The 15,647-nt window shown below is 66.3% G+C and carries 15 protein-coding genes; 5 read left to right on the forward strand and 10 right to left on the reverse strand.

Features of this window, described 5'->3' with window-relative positions; genetic code table 11:
• Nucleotides 1-170: 170 nt before the first annotated feature.
• Genes era through ACTHQX_RS04335 form a run of 4 tightly spaced genes read right to left on the reverse strand, consistent with a single transcriptional unit; the run spans nt 171 to nt 4,011 of the window.
• Nucleotides 171-1,130, reverse strand: a complete 960-nt coding sequence (gene era, locus ACTHQX_RS04320) for a GTPase Era (RefSeq protein WP_395404011.1) — start codon at nt 1,128-1,130, stop codon at nt 171-173.
• The gene (locus ACTHQX_RS04325) at nt 1,114-2,457 is read right to left on the reverse strand and encodes a hemolysin family protein (RefSeq protein ID WP_440156160.1); all 1,344 of its coding nucleotides are present in this window, start codon (nt 2,455-2,457) and stop codon (nt 1,114-1,116) included. The genes era and ACTHQX_RS04325 overlap by 17 nt, the downstream gene beginning before the upstream one ends.
• Nucleotides 2,454-2,927 (reverse strand): rRNA maturation RNase YbeY, encoded by a 474-nt coding sequence (gene ybeY / locus ACTHQX_RS04330; RefSeq protein ID WP_102974527.1) that lies wholly within the window; start codon nt 2,925-2,927, stop codon nt 2,454-2,456. The genes ACTHQX_RS04325 and ybeY overlap by 4 nt, the downstream gene beginning before the upstream one ends.
• Nucleotides 2,911-4,011, reverse strand: a complete 1,101-nt coding sequence (locus ACTHQX_RS04335) for a PhoH family protein (protein WP_111903422.1) — start codon at nt 4,009-4,011, stop codon at nt 2,911-2,913. The genes ybeY and ACTHQX_RS04335 overlap by 17 nt, the downstream gene beginning before the upstream one ends.
• Before the next feature lie 344 nt (nt 4,012-4,355).
• Between ACTHQX_RS04335 and ACTHQX_RS04340 the strand changes: the two genes are divergently transcribed.
• Entirely contained in the window at nt 4,356-5,273 is a 918-nt protein-coding gene (locus ACTHQX_RS04340; RefSeq protein ID WP_440156199.1) for a GerMN domain-containing protein, read from the forward strand.
• A gap of 50 nt (nt 5,274-5,323) precedes the next feature.
• Here the strand turns inward: ACTHQX_RS04340 and ACTHQX_RS04345 are convergent, their stop codons facing one another.
• Genes ACTHQX_RS04345 through hrcA form a run of 3 tightly spaced genes read right to left on the reverse strand, consistent with a single transcriptional unit; the run spans nt 5,324 to nt 8,296 of the window.
• A complete protein-coding gene (locus ACTHQX_RS04345; RefSeq protein WP_440156158.1) occupies nt 5,324-6,094 on the reverse strand; it encodes a 16S rRNA (uracil(1498)-N(3))-methyltransferase in 771 nt (256 codons plus the stop codon).
• A gap of 2 nt (nt 6,095-6,096) precedes the next feature.
• Nucleotides 6,097-7,224: a molecular chaperone DnaJ gene (gene dnaJ, locus ACTHQX_RS04350; protein ID WP_111903419.1), complete on the reverse strand. Its 1,128-nt coding sequence runs from the start codon at nt 7,222-7,224 to the stop codon at nt 6,097-6,099.
• 58 nt (nt 7,225-7,282) lie between these two features.
• Nucleotides 7,283-8,296 (reverse strand): heat-inducible transcriptional repressor HrcA, encoded by a 1,014-nt coding sequence (gene hrcA / locus ACTHQX_RS04355; protein ID WP_190602763.1) that lies wholly within the window; start codon nt 8,294-8,296, stop codon nt 7,283-7,285.
• A 212-nt stretch (nt 8,297-8,508) separates the two neighbouring features.
• Between hrcA and ACTHQX_RS04360 the strand changes: the two genes are divergently transcribed.
• Both ACTHQX_RS04360 and ACTHQX_RS04365 read left to right on the forward strand, forming a co-directional pair.
• The gene (locus ACTHQX_RS04360) at nt 8,509-9,363 is read left to right on the forward strand and encodes a DUF3097 domain-containing protein (protein WP_440156157.1); all 855 of its coding nucleotides are present in this window, start codon (nt 8,509-8,511) and stop codon (nt 9,361-9,363) included.
• Between the two features lie 138 nt (nt 9,364-9,501).
• The gene (locus ACTHQX_RS04365) at nt 9,502-9,921 is read left to right on the forward strand and encodes a DUF4870 domain-containing protein (RefSeq protein WP_111903417.1); all 420 of its coding nucleotides are present in this window, start codon (nt 9,502-9,504) and stop codon (nt 9,919-9,921) included.
• Nucleotides 9,922-10,027: 106 nt separating this feature from the next.
• On the opposite strand, the gene hemW is transcribed toward ACTHQX_RS04365, so the two are convergent.
• Both hemW and lepA read right to left on the reverse strand, forming a co-directional pair.
• Nucleotides 10,028-11,257: a radical SAM family heme chaperone HemW gene (gene hemW, locus ACTHQX_RS04370; protein ID WP_440156156.1), complete on the reverse strand. Its 1,230-nt coding sequence runs from the start codon at nt 11,255-11,257 to the stop codon at nt 10,028-10,030.
• A gap of 36 nt (nt 11,258-11,293) precedes the next feature.
• Nucleotides 11,294-13,147: a translation elongation factor 4 gene (gene lepA / locus ACTHQX_RS04375; RefSeq protein WP_236803447.1), complete on the reverse strand. Its 1,854-nt coding sequence runs from the start codon at nt 13,145-13,147 to the stop codon at nt 11,294-11,296.
• A 179-nt stretch (nt 13,148-13,326) separates the two neighbouring features.
• On the opposite strand from lepA, the gene ACTHQX_RS04380 reads away from it, so the two are divergent.
• Entirely contained in the window at nt 13,327-13,872 is a 546-nt protein-coding gene (locus ACTHQX_RS04380; RefSeq protein WP_236803448.1) for a type II toxin-antitoxin system PemK/MazF family toxin, read from the forward strand.
• 185 nt (nt 13,873-14,057) lie between these two features.
• On the forward strand, nt 14,058-14,318 hold the full coding sequence (gene rpsT / locus ACTHQX_RS04385) for a 30S ribosomal protein S20 (RefSeq protein ID WP_111903413.1): 261 nt from the start codon (nt 14,058-14,060) through the stop codon (nt 14,316-14,318).
• A gap of 207 nt (nt 14,319-14,525) precedes the next feature.
• Here the strand turns inward: rpsT and ACTHQX_RS04390 are convergent, their stop codons facing one another.
• A complete protein-coding gene (locus ACTHQX_RS04390) occupies nt 14,526-15,488 on the reverse strand; it encodes a hypothetical protein (protein ID WP_440156155.1) in 963 nt (320 codons plus the stop codon).
• Nucleotides 15,489-15,647 lie beyond the last annotated feature (159 nt).

Consider the following 15,647-nt stretch of genomic DNA (forward strand, 5'->3'; position numbering starts at 1 on the left):
CCTTCCTCGAAAAAATGGGATCCGGCCCATTTTAGTTGCCGTTTCTGGGAAAACGCCGGACATCCGGCGTTCGCGGCCCGGCGCGCAGGCGGTGACCGCACAGGCGGTGCCCGCGCAGGCGTTGGGCCTTGGCCTTCGCGCGTGAGCGTCGCGGGTCCGGGCGTCGCCGCTCAGAACCCGAGCTTCACCAGCTGCTTGGGGTCACGCTGCCAGTCCTTGGCCACCTTGACGTGGAGGTCGAGGTAGATGCGGGTGCCCAGGAGCGCCTCGATGCCCTTCCGGGCGTTGGTGCCGACCTCCCGCAAGCGGCTTCCGCCCTTGCCGATAATGATGGCCTTCTGGGACGGTCGCTCCACGTAGAGGTTGACGCGGACGTCGAGGAGCGGGTTGTCCTCGGTCCGGCCCTCGCGGGGAACGATCTCCTCCACCACCACGGCCAGTGAGTGCGGCAGCTCGTCGCGCACGCCCTCCAGCGCAGCCTCGCGGATGAGTTCGGCCACCATGACGGCCTCGGGCTCATCGGTCAGCTCGCCATCGGGATAGAGCGGCGGCGACGGCGGCATGTGGCTGATCAGGACGTCCGCCACCGTACCCACTTGGAACCCGTCCGCGGCCGAGACCGGAACGATGTCCTTCCAGCCTTCCTCGCCCAACACTTCCCTGCCGAGCTCGGCGACGGCCAGCAGCTGTTCCGTCAGGGCCTGCCGGTCCACCAGGTCGGCCTTGGTGACGAGGGCAATTACCGGCTTGCGCCCCACGGCGGCGAGCTGGGCGGCAATGAACTTGTCACCGGGGCCGATCTTCTCGTTGGCGGGGATGCAGAACCCGATCGCGTCCACCTCTGAAAGCGTGTCGGCGACGAGGTCGTTAAGACGCTTGCCCAGCAGTGTGCGGGGCCGGTGCAGGCCGGGGGTGTCCACGAGGATCAGCTGGGCGTCCTCGCGGTGGACGATTCCGCGGATGGTGTGCCGCGTGGTCTGCGGCTTGGCGGACGTAATGGCCACCTTCTTGCCCACCAGCGCGTTGGTGAGGGTGGACTTGCCGGCGTTGGGCCGGCCCACCAGCACCGAGAATCCGGCATGGTACCCGCCGAACGGTTCGCCGCCGTCGGCCTTATTCTGCTTGCTCACGTGGAACTCCCTGTTGCATTGATTCGGCCTCGTCGAGAAGTTCTTCAAGGTCAGTACTGTTTGGAACGGCCCCTTTCGGCGCGGCGGCCGCAATGATGTGGCTGACGCGGTTCCGGCGGCCCTCGAGCCGCTCGGCGCGCAGCGAAACACCTTCGACATCCACGGCGCTGCCCACGATCGGGACACGGCCGAGGGCCTTGGCCAGCAGGCCGCCCACGGTGTCCACCTCGTCGTCGTCCAGTTCGATGCCGAACAGCTCACCGAGGTCGTCGATCCCCATCCGGGCGCTCACCCTGTACGTGCCGTCGCCGAGGTCGACGACGGCGGCGCCCTCCGAATCGTATTCATCCACGATTTCGCCGACGAGCTCTTCGATGAGGTCCTCCAGCGTCACCAGCCCGGCCGTCCCGCCGTACTCGTCGATGACGATGGCCACGTGCGTGGATTCCTTCTGGAGTTCCCGCAGGAGGTCGCTCACCGGCTTGGAATCGGGCACGTAGCGGACCTCGCGGGCCAGCACGTCAACCAGGGGCGGTTCGGCCTCCGGATCCATGCCGTGGATCGCGGCGGCCACATCCTTGAGGTAGATGATGCCCAGGATCTGGTCGGTGCTCTCGCCGATGACAGGGATCCTCGAATACCCCGAACGCAGGAACAGAGCCATCGCGCTGTGCAGGCTTGAACCGGCGTCGATGGTCAGGATGTCGGTCCGGGGCACCATGACGGCGCGGACCAGGGTGTCGCCGAACTCAAATACGGACTGGATGAGTTCCGCCTCGTTGTCCTCGATCATGTCCGACTCAGTGGCCCGGTCAACCAGTTCGCGGAACTCCTCCTCGCTGAAGTAGGAGTCGTCACCGTTGGGCGAACCCGGAGCCACGGCACTGCCCAGCCGGACCAGCCACGCGGGGATCGGGCCGAGTATCCAAGCCAGGAACCGGACCAGCGACGCCGAATACTGCGCCACGGCGGCCGGATGCGAGCGGCCCAACTGGCGCGGCGAGACGCCCACCAGCACAAACCCGAGGACAGCCATGATGCCTGTCGCGGCCAGTCCGGCCAGCCAGACGTTGTCCAGCACGCTGTAAAGGAGCACAGCCACAGCCACCGCGGAGGCCGTCTCGAACCAGATCCGCCAGAAACGCAGGGCACGCATGTGCGTCATCGGCTGATCCAGGATCCTCCGGAACGCCGGCCCCCGGCTCCCCTGCAACGCCTGCTCGGCGTCGTGGCGCGGAAGAAAGCTGAACGCCGCCTCGGCAGCAGTCAGCAGCGCTGCGGCACCGAGAAACGCCAGCGCCATGCAGACAAGGAGCAGGGAGGTCACTGGGTGGTCTCGGCCGGTGCTTCTTTGCCGGTGAATGCCGTCAGCAGTTCGCGCTGCAGGCCGAACATTTCTGCCTTCTCCTCCGGCTCGGCATGGTCATAGCCGAGCAGGTGGAGGATTCCGTGCGTGGTCAGCAGCAGCATCTCGTCCTGCGTGGAGTGCCCGGCGTTGCGGGCCTGGACCTCGGCCACCTGGGGGCAGATCGCGATGTCGCCAAGCATCCCCTGCGGGGTGGGCTTGTCCGGGGTTCCCGGGGTCAGCTCATCCATGGGAACCGAGAGCACGTCTGTGGCTCCCGGCTCATCCATCAGCTCGATGTGCAGCTTCTCCATGGCCGGCTCGTCCACGAGCAGGATGGACAGTTCCGCCTGCGGATGGATGTACAGCTGCTCGAAAATGAAGCGCGCCAATGCCACCAGCCGGGGTTCGTCCACCTGGATGCCGGATTCGTTGTTAACTTCGATGCTCATGCGTGCTCTCCCGTCGTTCCCGGGGAACGGAATGCTTGACCCGGTTGCGTTGTGCTTCATCCCAGATGCCGTAGGCGTTGACGATGTCCCCCACCAGGCGGTGGCGGACCACATCGGCCGCGTCCAGAACGGAGAAGCTGACGTCGTCGATTCCGCTGAGGATCTCCTCGACGATGCGCAGGCCGGAGCGGGTTCCGAACGGAAGGTCCACCTGCGTGACGTCGCCGGTGACCACCATCTTGGAGCCGAAGCCGAGGCGGGTCAGGAACATCTTCATCTGTTCCGGCGTGGTGTTCTGTGCCTCGTCGAGGATGATGAAGGCGTCGTTCAGCGTCCGGCCCCTCATATAGGCCAGCGGAGCGACTTCGATGGTTCCGGCCGCCATCAGCCGGGGAATGGACTCGGGGTCCATCATGTCGTGCAGCGCGTCGTACAGCGGCCGCAGGTACGGGTCGATCTTGTCGCTGAGCGTGCCGGGAAGGAAACCCAGCCGTTCGCCCGCTTCGACGGCGGGACGGGTGAGGATGATGCGGCTGACTTCCTTCTGCTGCAGGGCCTGCACCGCTTTGGCCACCGCCAGGTAGGTCTTGCCGGTACCGGCGGGACCGATCCCGAAGATCACCGTGTTAGCGTCGATGGCGTCCACGTAGTTCTTCTGGTTCAGTGTCTTGGGCCGGATGGTCTTGCCGCGGCTGGACAGGATGTCGTGGGTCAGCACCTCGACCGGGTTCTGCAGGGACTGGCTGCGGAGCAGCGCGACCAGTTGCTGGAGGACTGCCGGTGTGATCACGGTGCCGCGCGCCACGAGCCCCCGGACCTCGTGGAGCAGGCGCATGATCCGCGGAACATCGGCCGCGGGTCCGTTAATGGAGAGTTCGTTGCCGCGGACGTGGAAACTGACGGCCGGGAACTGGTCCTCGATGAAGCGGAGGGCCTCGTCGTGGCTGCCCAGCGACTGCACCATCTGATCAGAGTTATCGAAGATGACCACCTCCGTCCGGACACCGGGAAGAGTATGGGGGAATTCGCCCGTGGTGCGGTCCCCCGTATTGAGGCGGCGCTTTCCGTTTGCTGATTCAGTCATGGTGACGGCCTGGGGCCTTAAGTTCCCTCCAGTTCGGAAAAATAACTCGTTTGTGTCTTTTCATCTTACGCCAGCGGACGCCTTGGCCTGCCGTCGGAGCAGGTTACGGCGGACCGCAATTTTGTAACGCGTTCCCGCAATTAGATATCAACTTTGTATCGGCCTCATATCGTTCCCGTTGCAGTTCGGCCGCCTGCCCCGAAAGGCACGGTGTGCCCCAAAGACTCGTGTAATGCTGGGAAAGGAGCCCGCCGGCAACGGTCCGGCGTGCCCGTAGGCACTGCTCATTCGAAGGGATCGCCAGCATCAGTCAGCCAGGAACTCCGGGCCGGAAAGTAACGCGGATTCGCTCCGCGCTGCTGTCCGCGCTGCTTCCGGCTGCCCTGCTGCTGTCCGGATGCATTGCCGATCCCGATCCCGCCGTGACATCCGCCAACTCTCCGACCTCCTCTTCCCGCCGGGCCGCCGGCACGGACGGCGTTCCCACCACCAGCGCGCCGCTGGAAACAACGCAGTCCTCGAACAAGGCGCCCGTTTACTGGATCGGGCGAAGCAACAGCAACGTCTTCCTGTACCGGGAGTTCCGCGACGTTCCTGACGATGAAAACCCGATCACGCGCGCCCTGCGGGCCATGATGTCGGAGACGCCGCTGGATCCGGACTTCTTCACGCCGTGGCAGAACCCCAAGAACCTCGCGACGTCGATCTCGGGCACCAATGTCATTACGGTGGACGTTTCCGCCGACGCCTTCAACAGCAACCTCGACGCAGACATGGCCCAGCGGGCCATCCAGCAACTGGTCTACACCGCGACGGCAGCCGGGGCCAGCTCGGGCCTGATCGACTCCGGCCAGCAGATCGAGGTGGTGATCCTGGTGGACGGGCACACCGATTACCTGGCGTTCAAGCACGTGAAGCTGGGTGCGCCGACGTCCCGCAGCGCCGGAATGGTGGCGCCGGTGTGGATCATCGATCCGCAACAGGGCACCGAAGTCGGTGACGGACGGGTCAAGATCTCAGGACGAAGCACTGTCCCCAACGGCAAACTGCACTGGCGCATCCTCAAAGTCCAGGACAACGGCGACAAGGAAAGCTACCTGACCGGGGAAGCCGTGGCCGCAGCGGATCCCGCCGCGTCCGGGGTCTTCGGCATCACAGTGAACCTTGGGCCCGGCAACTATGAGGTGCGCGTCTCCCAGATCGGCCCGGGTAAGCCCGAGGACGAACTTAACGTGGACTCACGGGGGTTCACGGTTCGCTAGCTGTCCCGTCAGCGAAGTGATCCCCGGCTGAAGTTACCAGCGGCCTGCACTCACCAGCGGCCCAGGACGTCGCTGGCCACGACGACGCCGGCCGGTCCCGCCGTCGATGACCGCAGGACGTGCGGTCCCAATAGGGCCGTGACCGCCCCGGCGCTGCACAGCCTGGTGACCTCACGGGGGCTGATGCCCCCTTCTGGACCAACGATGAGGAGGACCTCGCCGGGGTCCGGCGTCTCCCGGCGCTCATCCGACCACTTACCCAGGACCCGCCGCAGCGGCGTCACCGCGTCTTCGTGCAGAATCACCGCAAGGCCGGCGTCCGCCACTTCCCTGGCCAGCGCCTGGGTATCGACGGCGGGCCTCACCTCGGGGATCCAGGCGCGGCGCGCCTGCTTGGCGGCGGCCGTGACGGCGGATTGCCATTTGCCGTGCGCCTTGGCCGCCCGGTCACCCTTCCAGCGGACGATGGAGCGCTCGGACTGCCACGGAATTACCGCGTCGATGCCCAGCTCGGTGGCGGTTTCGATCGCCAGTTCGTCCCGGTCACCCTTGGCGAGGGCCTGCACCAGTACGAGGCGGATGTCCGGCCGCGGTTCCGCACTGACGGTGGCGCATTCGACCGTCAGCTCGGCTGGGGCAGCTTCCGTCACGGTTCCGGTGATGCGTTTGCCGGCTCCGTCGGCAATGTCAACCTGCTCCCCCACAGCCAGGCGCTTCACAGTGACCGCGTGCCGGGCCTCGGCACCGTCCAGGACGAACAGCGAACCGGGAACAATGTTGTCCAGCGCGCCGGGCGGGGTGAAGAATACGGGGTTGCTCACCGCTACAGGTTACCGAGGCGGTCCCGCAGCTTGGCGAAGACGCCGCCGCCGGCCGCGAGCTTGCCCTCGGAGAACTGCTCGCCGCGGAGCTTGGCCAGCTGCCGGAGCAGGTCCTCCTGGGCGGGGTCGAGCTTGGACGGCGTCTCCACCTGCAAGTGGACCTTGAGGTCGCCACGGCCGTAGCCGCGCAGGTGGGTGACGCCGAGGCCGCGGAGGGTGATGATCTCACCGGACTGCGTGCCCGCCTTGACGTCGATCTCCTGCTTGCCGTCGAAGGTTTCCAGGCTCACTTCCGTGCCGAGGGCAGCGGCGGTCATGGGAATGTTCAGGGTCGCGTGGAGATCGTCGCCCTCGCGGACATACGTGGGGTCGTTGTTAACGCGGATTTCCACGTAGAGGTCACCGGACGGCCCGCCCGCCGGACCGGCCTCGCCCTGGCCGGAGAGCTGGATCCGCGTGCCGGTGGCCACACCGGCCGGGACCTTGATGGTCAGGGAGCGGCGGCTGCGGATGCGGCCCTGGCCGCTGCATTCGTTGCAGGGGTCCTTGATGACGGTGCCGAAGCCCTCGCACGAACCACAGGGGGCGGCGGTCATGACCTGGCCGAGGATGGAACGGACCGCCCGCTGCACCTGTCCACTGCCGCCGCAGATGTCGCAGCGTTCCGGGTGGCTGCCCTCCCGGCAGCAGGATCCTTCGCAGGTGGGGCAGGTGACGGCCGTGTCCACTTCGAGCTTCTTGTTGACGCCGAACACGGCGTCGCGCAGGTCGATCCGCACGCTGATGAGCGCGTCCTGGCCGCGGCGGACGCGGGACGCGGGGCCGGAGGTGCCGCCGGCGCCGAAGAAGGTGTCGAAGATGTCCTGGAACGCGAAGCCCTGGCCGGCATAACCGCCGCCGCCGAAGCCGTTGTCGGTCCCGTTCTCGTTGCCGGTGGTGTCGTAGACCCTGCGCTTCTGCGGATCGGACAGCACCTCGTAGGCGTGGGTGACGGCCTTGAACCGTTCCGCGGCGTCTTCCCCGGGATTGACGTCCGGGTGCAGCGAACGGGCCAGCTTGCGGTAGGCCTTTTTGATCTCCTCGCCGGTGGCTTCCGCGGAGACTCCAAGAACGTCGTAGTGGCTGCTCAAAGTTCGTATCTCTTCCTCGTTGTACTGCCTGTTGTCAGGGGATGTCCGGGGCGTGTGGTCACGGGCCCAGAATCCTCGAAAGATAGCGGGCCACCGCGCGCACGGCGGCCATGGTGGTGGGATAGTCCATCCGGGTAGGGCCCAGTATGCCCACCTTGGCGGTGGCGTCGGGGCCGTAGCCCGTGGCCACCACCGATGCCTCGGCCAGCCCGTCGTAGGGGTTTTCCCGGCCGATGCTGACGGCCACGCCGCGCGGGTCCTGCGCCATGTCGCTTAGGAGCCGCAGCATGACCACCTGCTCCTCAAGGGCCTCAAGGACAGGTCCGATGCTGAGCGGGAAGTCCACGTTGGACCGTGCCAGGTTGGCCGTTCCGGCCAGGACCATGCGGTCTTCCCGGCTGTTGTGGGAGAGGCCCTCCAGTCCCTTGCCCAAAGCCATGGCTACGGGGCGCTCGGCGGGCGTGCAACCGGCCACGACGGCGGCCAGGTGCTGGGGCAGGATGGCCACCGGCGTTCCGGCCACACCGGTCAGGAACCGGGTGCGCAGGGCGGCCAGGGTGTCGTCTGACAGGTCCTGTCCGGCGTCGACGACGCGCTGGTCAACTTTGCCGGAGTCGGCGATCAGCACGATCAACACCTTCCGCGGCGCCAGCAGCACGAATTCAATGTGCCGGACCACGGCACGGCTCAGGTGCGGGTACTGCACGACGGCGACCTGGTTGGTCAGCTGGGACAGGAGCCGGGCCGTCCGGTCCAGGACGTCGTCGAGGTCCTCGGACCCCTCAAGCAGGGTCTGGATGGCGCGCTTCTCCGCCGGAGAGAGCGGCTTGACCGCGGAGATCTGGTCGACGAACAAGCGGTAACCCTTGTCCGTGGGAATCCTGCCCGCACTGGTGTGGGGGGCAGTGATGAGGCCCTCGTCCTCCAGGGCCGCCATGTCGTTGCGGATGGTGGCGCTGGAGACGCCCAGATGGTGCCGTTCCACGAGGGCCTTGGAGCCGACCGGTTCGCGGGAATGGACATAGTCCTCCACGATGGCGCGCAGCACCTCAAGCTTCCGTGGTTCGCTCACCGTCCACCTCCTTTTGGCCGTAACCGCTCCGGGCGTTAGTCCCGCCTGCAAACGCTGTGGTTAGCACTCGACATGCCCAAGTGCTAACAAGTCTAATATGAGTCGCCCCGTTGTTAGCATTGGTACCGCTCCGGGCGAAATTCCGGGCGCCTTTCCCCCGGCGGCACGCCCGCGGCCGGAGCGGCTCCTTTCGAATGCAAAGCGGTGAACAAATGCAGTACCAGACCTGGGGCCCGCAGGAGATCGCAGTGCCTGCCAAGAACAGCCTGCCCGAGGTGCCGGTGGAGCGCGGCATGGTGCTCGAGGACGTCCAGTCCGGCTGGGTGGGCGCAGTGATCCGGGTGGAGAAGTCCGGCGGCATGCACCTGGTGGCGCTCGAGGACCGCCGGGGAAAATCCCGGTCCTTCAAGCTTGGCTTCGGCTTTCTCCTGGACGGCCAGCCAATCCGCCTGATGCCTCCCGCGCCCAAGGCGAAGCCCGCGGGATCGGGCACAGCCGGGCGGACGGCGTCGGGTTCGGTGCGGGTGGAAGGGCAGCGCGCGCAGGTGGCCAAGGCCAGCCGGATCTGGGTTGAAGGCAAGCACGATGCCGAACTCGTGGAAAAAGTCTGGGGCGACGACCTCCGGGTGGAGGGCATCGTCGTCGAACCCCTGCACGGCATCGATGACCTGACGGCGGCCGTTGCCTCCTTCCGCCCCGGCCCCGGCCGCAGGCTGGGCGTCCTGGTGGACCATCTGGTCCCCAATTCCAAGGAGTCAAGGATTGCCGACGCCGTAATGGCGTCACCCGGCGCCGCCGGCAACGTGCTGATCGTGGGCCACCCGTACGTCGACGTCTGGCAGGCGATCCGCCCGTCGGTGCTGGGCATTCCGCAGTGGCCCGTGGTGCCGCGCGGTACGGACTGGAAGACCGGCATCCTCACCGCCTTCGGCTGGCCGCACGAGACCAAGGAGGACGTCGGCCTCGGCTGGCAGAAACTCCTCGGCGCCGTACGCACCTACGCCGACCTTGAGCCCGCCCTGCTGGGCCGGGTCGAAGAGGTCATCGATTTCCTGACAGTTCCCTAATTCCCATCGCTACGCTCCCCGGATTCGGCGTTGAGCCCGCGTTTGCCCCGATGGCCCGGTATCCTTGGTACGGCGGCACCGCACGGCGGCCCCGGCGCCAAGGCACTATCGCACCAACGCAAGCTTAAGGAAGACACCGTGGCACAAGACGCTCGCGACCGCAGGGACACACAGTCCGGCCAGGACCTGCCCCAGTACCATGGCGTTCCGGCGAATGCGCTTCCGCTCACCGCCAGCGAGGACCGGCAGTGGGCCACCCTGGCCCACTTCGGCGGCATCCTCGGCTGTGTTCCGGCGCTGCTGATTTACCTCATCTTCCGCGACCGCGGCCCGTTCACCGCGCAGGAGTCCAAGGAAGCCCTCAATTTCACGCTGCCGCCGACGATTGCGGCCTTCGTGGCCAACCTGCTGGTGCTGCTTCCCGTCGTCGGCAATTTGTTCGCCGTCCTGGCCACACTCATCTGGATCGCGCTGACCTGCTTTGCAGTATCCGCCGGTGTCCATGTCAACAAAGGCCAGCCGCACCGGTACCCGTACAACCTCCGCTGGATCAAGTAGCCGGCTGGACCACGTAGCCAAATAGCAACGCGAGGTCAGTTGCAGCCCAATCCGCTAGGGATATGGGGCTGTAAGTGACCTCGCGTTGCTTTATGTGTTGTCGCGGCTAGTCCGGCAGGATCCTGCGGACCACGGCATCCGCCAGCAGCCGGCCCTTCAGCGTGAGGACCAGGCGGCCTCGGAACGCCTCCTCAGGCACCACGAGGCCGTCGGCGATCAACCCGGCCACGGCCTTCCTGCCGCCCGGCGAGAGGGCAGCGGTTTCGAGCCCCGCGGAAAGCCGGGCTTCCAGCATGACCTTTTCGACGCCCCGGGTTTCGGCGTCGAGCGTTTCGCGTCCTGCTGCCGGCGAGACGCCTGAGCCGAGCCGTCCGGCATAGGCGGTGGGGTGCTTGACGTTCCACCAGCGCACCCCGCCCACGTGCGAGTGCGCGCCCGGGCCGATGCCCCACCAGTCGTCCCCGCGCCAGTAAGCGAGGTTGTGGCGGCACGCCTGCTCCGGCGTCGCGGACCAGTTGCTGACCTCGTACCAGCTGAGGCCGGCGTCGGAGATCATTCTGTCGGCGAGTTCGTACTTGTCGGCATGGTCGTCGTCGTCAATTCCGGGAACTTCGCCGCGGCGGATCTGGGCGGCGAGCTTGGTGCCGTCCTCAATGATCAGCGCGTAGGCGCTGATGTGGTCCGGCCGGTACGACAGGGCGGTCTCGAGCGAAAAGCGCCAGTCCTCGAGGGACTCCCCCGGTGTTCCGTAGATCAGGTCCAGGCTGACGGCCAGCCCGGCGTCGCGCGCCCACTGCACCACGAGCGGAACACGGCTCGGGGTGTGGGTGCGGTCGAGGACCTTCAGCACATGGGGCACGGCGGACTGCATGCCGAAGGAGACCCGTGTGAAACCCGCATCGGCAAGCAGCTGCAGGGATTCCGGCGTGACGGAGTCCGGGTTGGCCTCCGTGGTCACCTCGGCTCCCGGTTCGATCCCCCATGTCTCTATTGCGGCACGGAGGATTCTGGCCAGGTCCTCGGCCGGCAGGAGCGTGGGGGTGCCGCCGCCAAAGAACACCGTGCTGAGCTTGCGGGCGGGCAGCCCCGATTCCTTCAGGACCCGCGCGGCAAACTCCACTTCCGAGATGGCGGTGGAGGCGTACGCGTCCTGGGACGCGCCGCCTCCGAGCTCGGTTGCGGTGTAGGTGTTGAAGTCGCAGTAACCGCAGCGCACCGCACAAAACGGGATGTGCACGTAAAGCCCGAAGGCCCGGGCAGCCGCACCGTCCGCCGCCTGTTGCGGCAGCAGGCCGTCCGACGGCGCGGGGTCGCCCAGGGGAAGAACGCTAGGCATGGGTGCGGCCTCCGGAGGTTCCGGCCACGGTCATCACTACTTCTTGGCCTTGTCCTTGGATTCGTCGGTGGTCAGGGCTGCGATGAAGGCTTCCTGCGGCACTTCCACGCGCCCCACCATCTTCATGCGCTTCTTGCCTTCCTTCTGCTTTTCCAGCAATTTGCGCTTACGGGAGATGTCACCGCCGTAGCACTTGGCGAGAACGTCCTTGCGGATGGCGCGGATGGACTCACGGGCGATGATTCTGGACCCGATGGCTGCCTGGATCGGCACTTCGAACTGCTGGCGCGGAATGAGCTCGCGCAGCTTGCCGGTCATCATCACGCCGTACGCGTAGGCCTTGTCCTTGTGGGTGATGGCGCTGAAGGCGTCCACCTGCTCGCCCTGGAGCAGGATGTCCACCTTGACCAGGTCGGCGACCTGTTCGCCGTCGGCCTTCCAGTCCAGGGAGGCGTAGCCGCGTGTTTTGGACTTGAGCAGGTCGAAGAAGTCGAAGACTATCTCGGCCAGCGGCATCCAGTACCGCAGTTCCACCCGGTCCTCGGACAGGTAGTCCATGCCGCGCATGACGCCGCGGCGGCCCTGGCAGAGCTCCATGATGGCACCGACGAACTCGTTGGGGGCGAGGATGGTCGCGGCCACCATGGGTTCGCGGACCTCGTTGATCTTCCCGGAGGGGAACTCGCTCGGGTTCGTCACCGTGATCACGTTCTTGTCCTCGAGCGTGACCTCGTAGACCACGTTGGGCGCGGTGGAGATCAGGTCCAGGTTGAATTCGCGTTCAAGGCGCTCCCGGACGATCTCCAGGTGCAGCAGGCCGAGGAAGCCCACGCGGAAGCCGAAGCCGAGGGCCGCGGAGGTTTCCGGTTCGTAGATCAGGGCTGCGTCGTTCAGCTTGAGCTTGTCCAGGGCGTCGCGCAGCACCGGGTAGTCCGTGCCGTCCAGCGGGTAGAGGCCTGAGAATACCATCGGCTTGGGATCCGCGTAACCGCTCAGTGATTCCGACGCAGGCTTGGCGAGGTTGGTGACGGTGTCGCCCACCTTGGATTGGCGCACGTCCTTCACGCCGGTGATGAGGTAGCCCACCTCGCCGACGCCGAGACCCTTGGAGGGTGTCGGCTCCGGGGAGCTGACGCCGATTTCCAGGAGCTCGTGACTGGCCTTGGTGGACATCATCTGGATTCGTTCACGCGGGTGCAGCATGCCGTCCACCACACGGACGTAGGTGACCACGCCCCGGTAGGTGTCGTAGACGGAGTCGAAGATCATGGCCCGGGCAGGCGCGTCGGGGTTACCGACGGGTGCGGGCAGGTCGCGCACGATCTTGTCCAGCAGCGCTTCTACGCCGACCCCAGTCTTGCCGGAGACCAGCAGCACGTCTTCGGGATCGCCACCGATCAGGCTGGCCAGCTCGGCGGCGTACTTCTCCGGCTGGGCGGCGGGCAGGTCGATCTTGTTCAGGACCGGGATGATGGTGAGGTCGTTTTCCATCGCCAGATACAGGTTGGCCAGCGTCTGGGCCTCGATGCCCTGCGCGGCGTCCACCAGCAGAACGGCACCTTCGCAGGCGGCGAGGGAACGCGACACCTCGTAGGTGAAGTCCACGTGGCCCGGCGTGTCGATCATGTTCAGGGCGTAGCTCACCCCGTCGAGTTCCCAGGGCATCCGGACAGCCTGCGACTTGATGGTGATGCCGCGCTCGCGTTCGATGTCCATGCGGTCCAGGTACTGGGCCTTCATGTCGCGTGCCTGCACCACTCCGGTGGACTGCAGCATGCGGTCGGCCAGGGTGGACTTACCGTGGTCAATGTGCGCGATGATGCAGAAATTCCGAATAATGGCCGGATCTGTCGCGGCGGGCACCGGGGCGGTGCGGGCCATGGGAGACACGCAGGGTCCTTACTGTTGGCATTTCAGCGGCTTTGCTCAGGCTGAACTCTGGCCATCCTGCTGCCTGCCGCATATCTGAACCTCTAGTCTCCCACGTCCCGGGCGCGGGCAGTACATTTTGCGCGGCCTTCGCGCCGGAGGTCCGGCCGCTCCGAAGGCCGCGCGGTAGGGTGGCCCGCATGGCTTTGAACTTCTCCTCCATCGGCGGCGCCGTCCGCGCATCGCTCCGCTTCCTCGGCGTACTGAGGCAACCGGCGGTCCGAACTCCGGTGCCCGCCCGGGCCAGGGCAGGAAAAGCGCCCGGGCTCGCGGCCGGTGTCACAGGTACATACCCTGGCGACTTCACCGGTACGGCGACGCTGCAGTACTCCCCCTCCCCGGACGGGCGGCCGGACCCCGGCGAGATCGTGTGGACGTGGGTTCCCTTCGAAGAGGACCATTCGCGGGGCAAGGACCGGCCTGTCCTGCTGGTCGGCAGCCACGGGAGGTATCTGCTGGGTCTGATGCTGACCAGCAAGGACCACGACGGCCACCCCCGCGGCCGCCGCGACTACGTGGATATCGGCACAGGGAGCTGGGACAGGCAGGGCCGCCCCAGCGAGGCCAAGCTCGACCGCGTCCTGCAGATTCATCCGGCCGACATCCGCCGCGAAGGGTCGGTGCTGGACCGGAAGACGTTTAGGCTTGTGGCGGACGAGTTGCGTCGGCTGCACGGCTGGAGATAACTGCGGCGCGCCGTCGGCACCCGGAATGGCCACACGTGGCCCGGGCCTGCTAATATTTATAGCTGTGTGTCCGTGCAGGTCGACGGTCACTGATGGCTGGCCGCCATAGGTATCCCCACGCCGCTCAGTCAAGGCCAGCTTGAAAGCCCTCTAGACCATTTCCGCATTACAAAGAGAGTTCACACGTGGCAAATATCAAGTCCCAGAAGAAGCGCATCCTGACCAACGAAAAGGCTCGCCTGCGCAACAACGCAGTCAAGTCCGAGCTGAAGACGGCCATCCGCGCCGTCAACACCGCTGTTGAGTCCTCCGACAAGGACGCTGCTACTACTGCGCTCGTTTCTGCCAGCCGTAAGCTGGACAAGGCTGTCAGCAAGGGTGTTCTGCACAAGAACAACGCTGCAAACCGCAAGTCGGCGATCTCCAAGAAGGTCAACGCACTCTAAGGTTTTCCAGTTCAACTGAACTGATGCTTGTGGCCGGCACCATTGGTGCCGGCCACTTCTCTTTTAATTCCGACGGCGGGACTCCCGACGGCGCGCTCCAGGCTTCCGACGGCGGTCTCCGGGCTTCCGCCCCCGGGGCCGGCTGCCCCGGCTGCTGAGGCTGACCACCCTGTCCGGACCACTTCTGCGGGATCAAGACTGTCTGGATCATCCCTGTCTTGACCACCGACCGGACCCGTCGCTGCGCCAGTCCGAGGGCGCGGCGCCCGGCGTGAGGACGTCGTTGAGCCAGTAGGTCTCATCGGGATCCCAGCCCGCCAGTACCGTCCGCTCAAGCACTGCAACTGACGGTCCGGCGAATGGCCGCGCGGCCAGCGCGCGCCCGGCTGTCGTAAGGTATCCCCAGAGGGTGAGATGAACGCCGTCGTAGTCGCCAGCAACGGCAGACCAGTCAGGAACCAGCCAACGGCCGGCGATCCCTGTGGTCCGCCACCAGTCGTGGCGTTTGGCCAGGCTGACGTCCATTGGATACCGCGCAGCCAGCCCGGTCCACGCCGCCGGGCCATCGATTTCGTAGACGCGGGCGTCAGGCCGCGGGACGAGCGGCCAGACGGTTGCCTGCTTCCATCCGATGCTGTCCTCGACCAGCAGGAGACCAATGGCGCCGAGATCCGGCAGGCTTCTGGTGGTGGTGAGCAGCTCGGATGGCCTCGGCGTGGACCACCACCAGCCGCCCCAGTTGGCGGCCGGGTTCTTGGGCCGTTCAGCCGCCTGGCGTTCATCGGCGAGGGCGGCCGCTTTCCAATCGGCCAGCGTCCTGGCTGCCCCGCCTGGAACCGGCGGCTGGCCTTTTCGTTCGTCTGTCCACTGCACGAAACTCTGGTGGTCCCCGTCCAGGAAGCCGGGACCCCACCACGCGGCAAGGGCATCAGCCAGGGCATGGGCGACCGGGCCCAAAGCCAACCGGATGGCGGGCTGCGCGAGGAGGGCGTCGGTTTCATCAGGCTGCTGCCAGTAGCGCGCGGCGTCGACGGCCCCGGTAAGGCCAGCCATCAGCGCCTGGCCACCAGCTGATTCAGCAGCCGATACGGCCGCCGGGCTGCGGAGCGCCTCGGCCAGTTCGCCGGCAAGCCCATGATCCTGGGGAGATGACGCCGATCTGGCAGCCACGGTCCAGATTTCCGGTTGCGTTGCCGTGAGAACGCCCAGGCAGAACTGGCGCCCTCGCGGACCGCTCAACAGATCATCAGTCACAACCGCACCCCCTTGACCCCGAGCCTACAAGCTCAGCCCGGTTTACAAGCTGGCCCGGTCTTCAAGCCAGCCCGG

The sequence above is a fragment of the Arthrobacter sp. SAFR-023 genome (assembly GCF_051965295.1).
Classification (GTDB): Bacteria; Actinomycetota; Actinomycetes; order Actinomycetales; family Micrococcaceae; genus Arthrobacter.

Excerpts from the sequence above, each read along its gene's own strand:
- ACTHQX_RS04380 (WP_236803448.1), top strand. The coding sequence starts at position 13,327 with ATGGCTTTGAACTTCTCCTCCATCGGCGGCGCCGTCCGCGCATCGCTC.
- ACTHQX_RS04335 (WP_111903422.1), bottom strand. The coding sequence starts at position 4,011 with ATGACTGAATCAGCAAACGGAAAGCGCCGCCTCAATACGGGGGACCGC.
- ACTHQX_RS04360 (WP_440156157.1), top strand. The coding sequence starts at position 8,509 with ATGCAGTACCAGACCTGGGGCCCGCAGGAGATCGCAGTGCCTGCCAAG.
- ybeY (WP_102974527.1), bottom strand. The coding sequence starts at position 2,927 with ATGAGCATCGAAGTTAACAACGAATCCGGCATCCAGGTGGACGAACCC.
- hemW (WP_440156156.1), bottom strand. The coding sequence starts at position 11,257 with ATGCCTAGCGTTCTTCCCCTGGGCGACCCCGCGCCGTCGGACGGCCTG.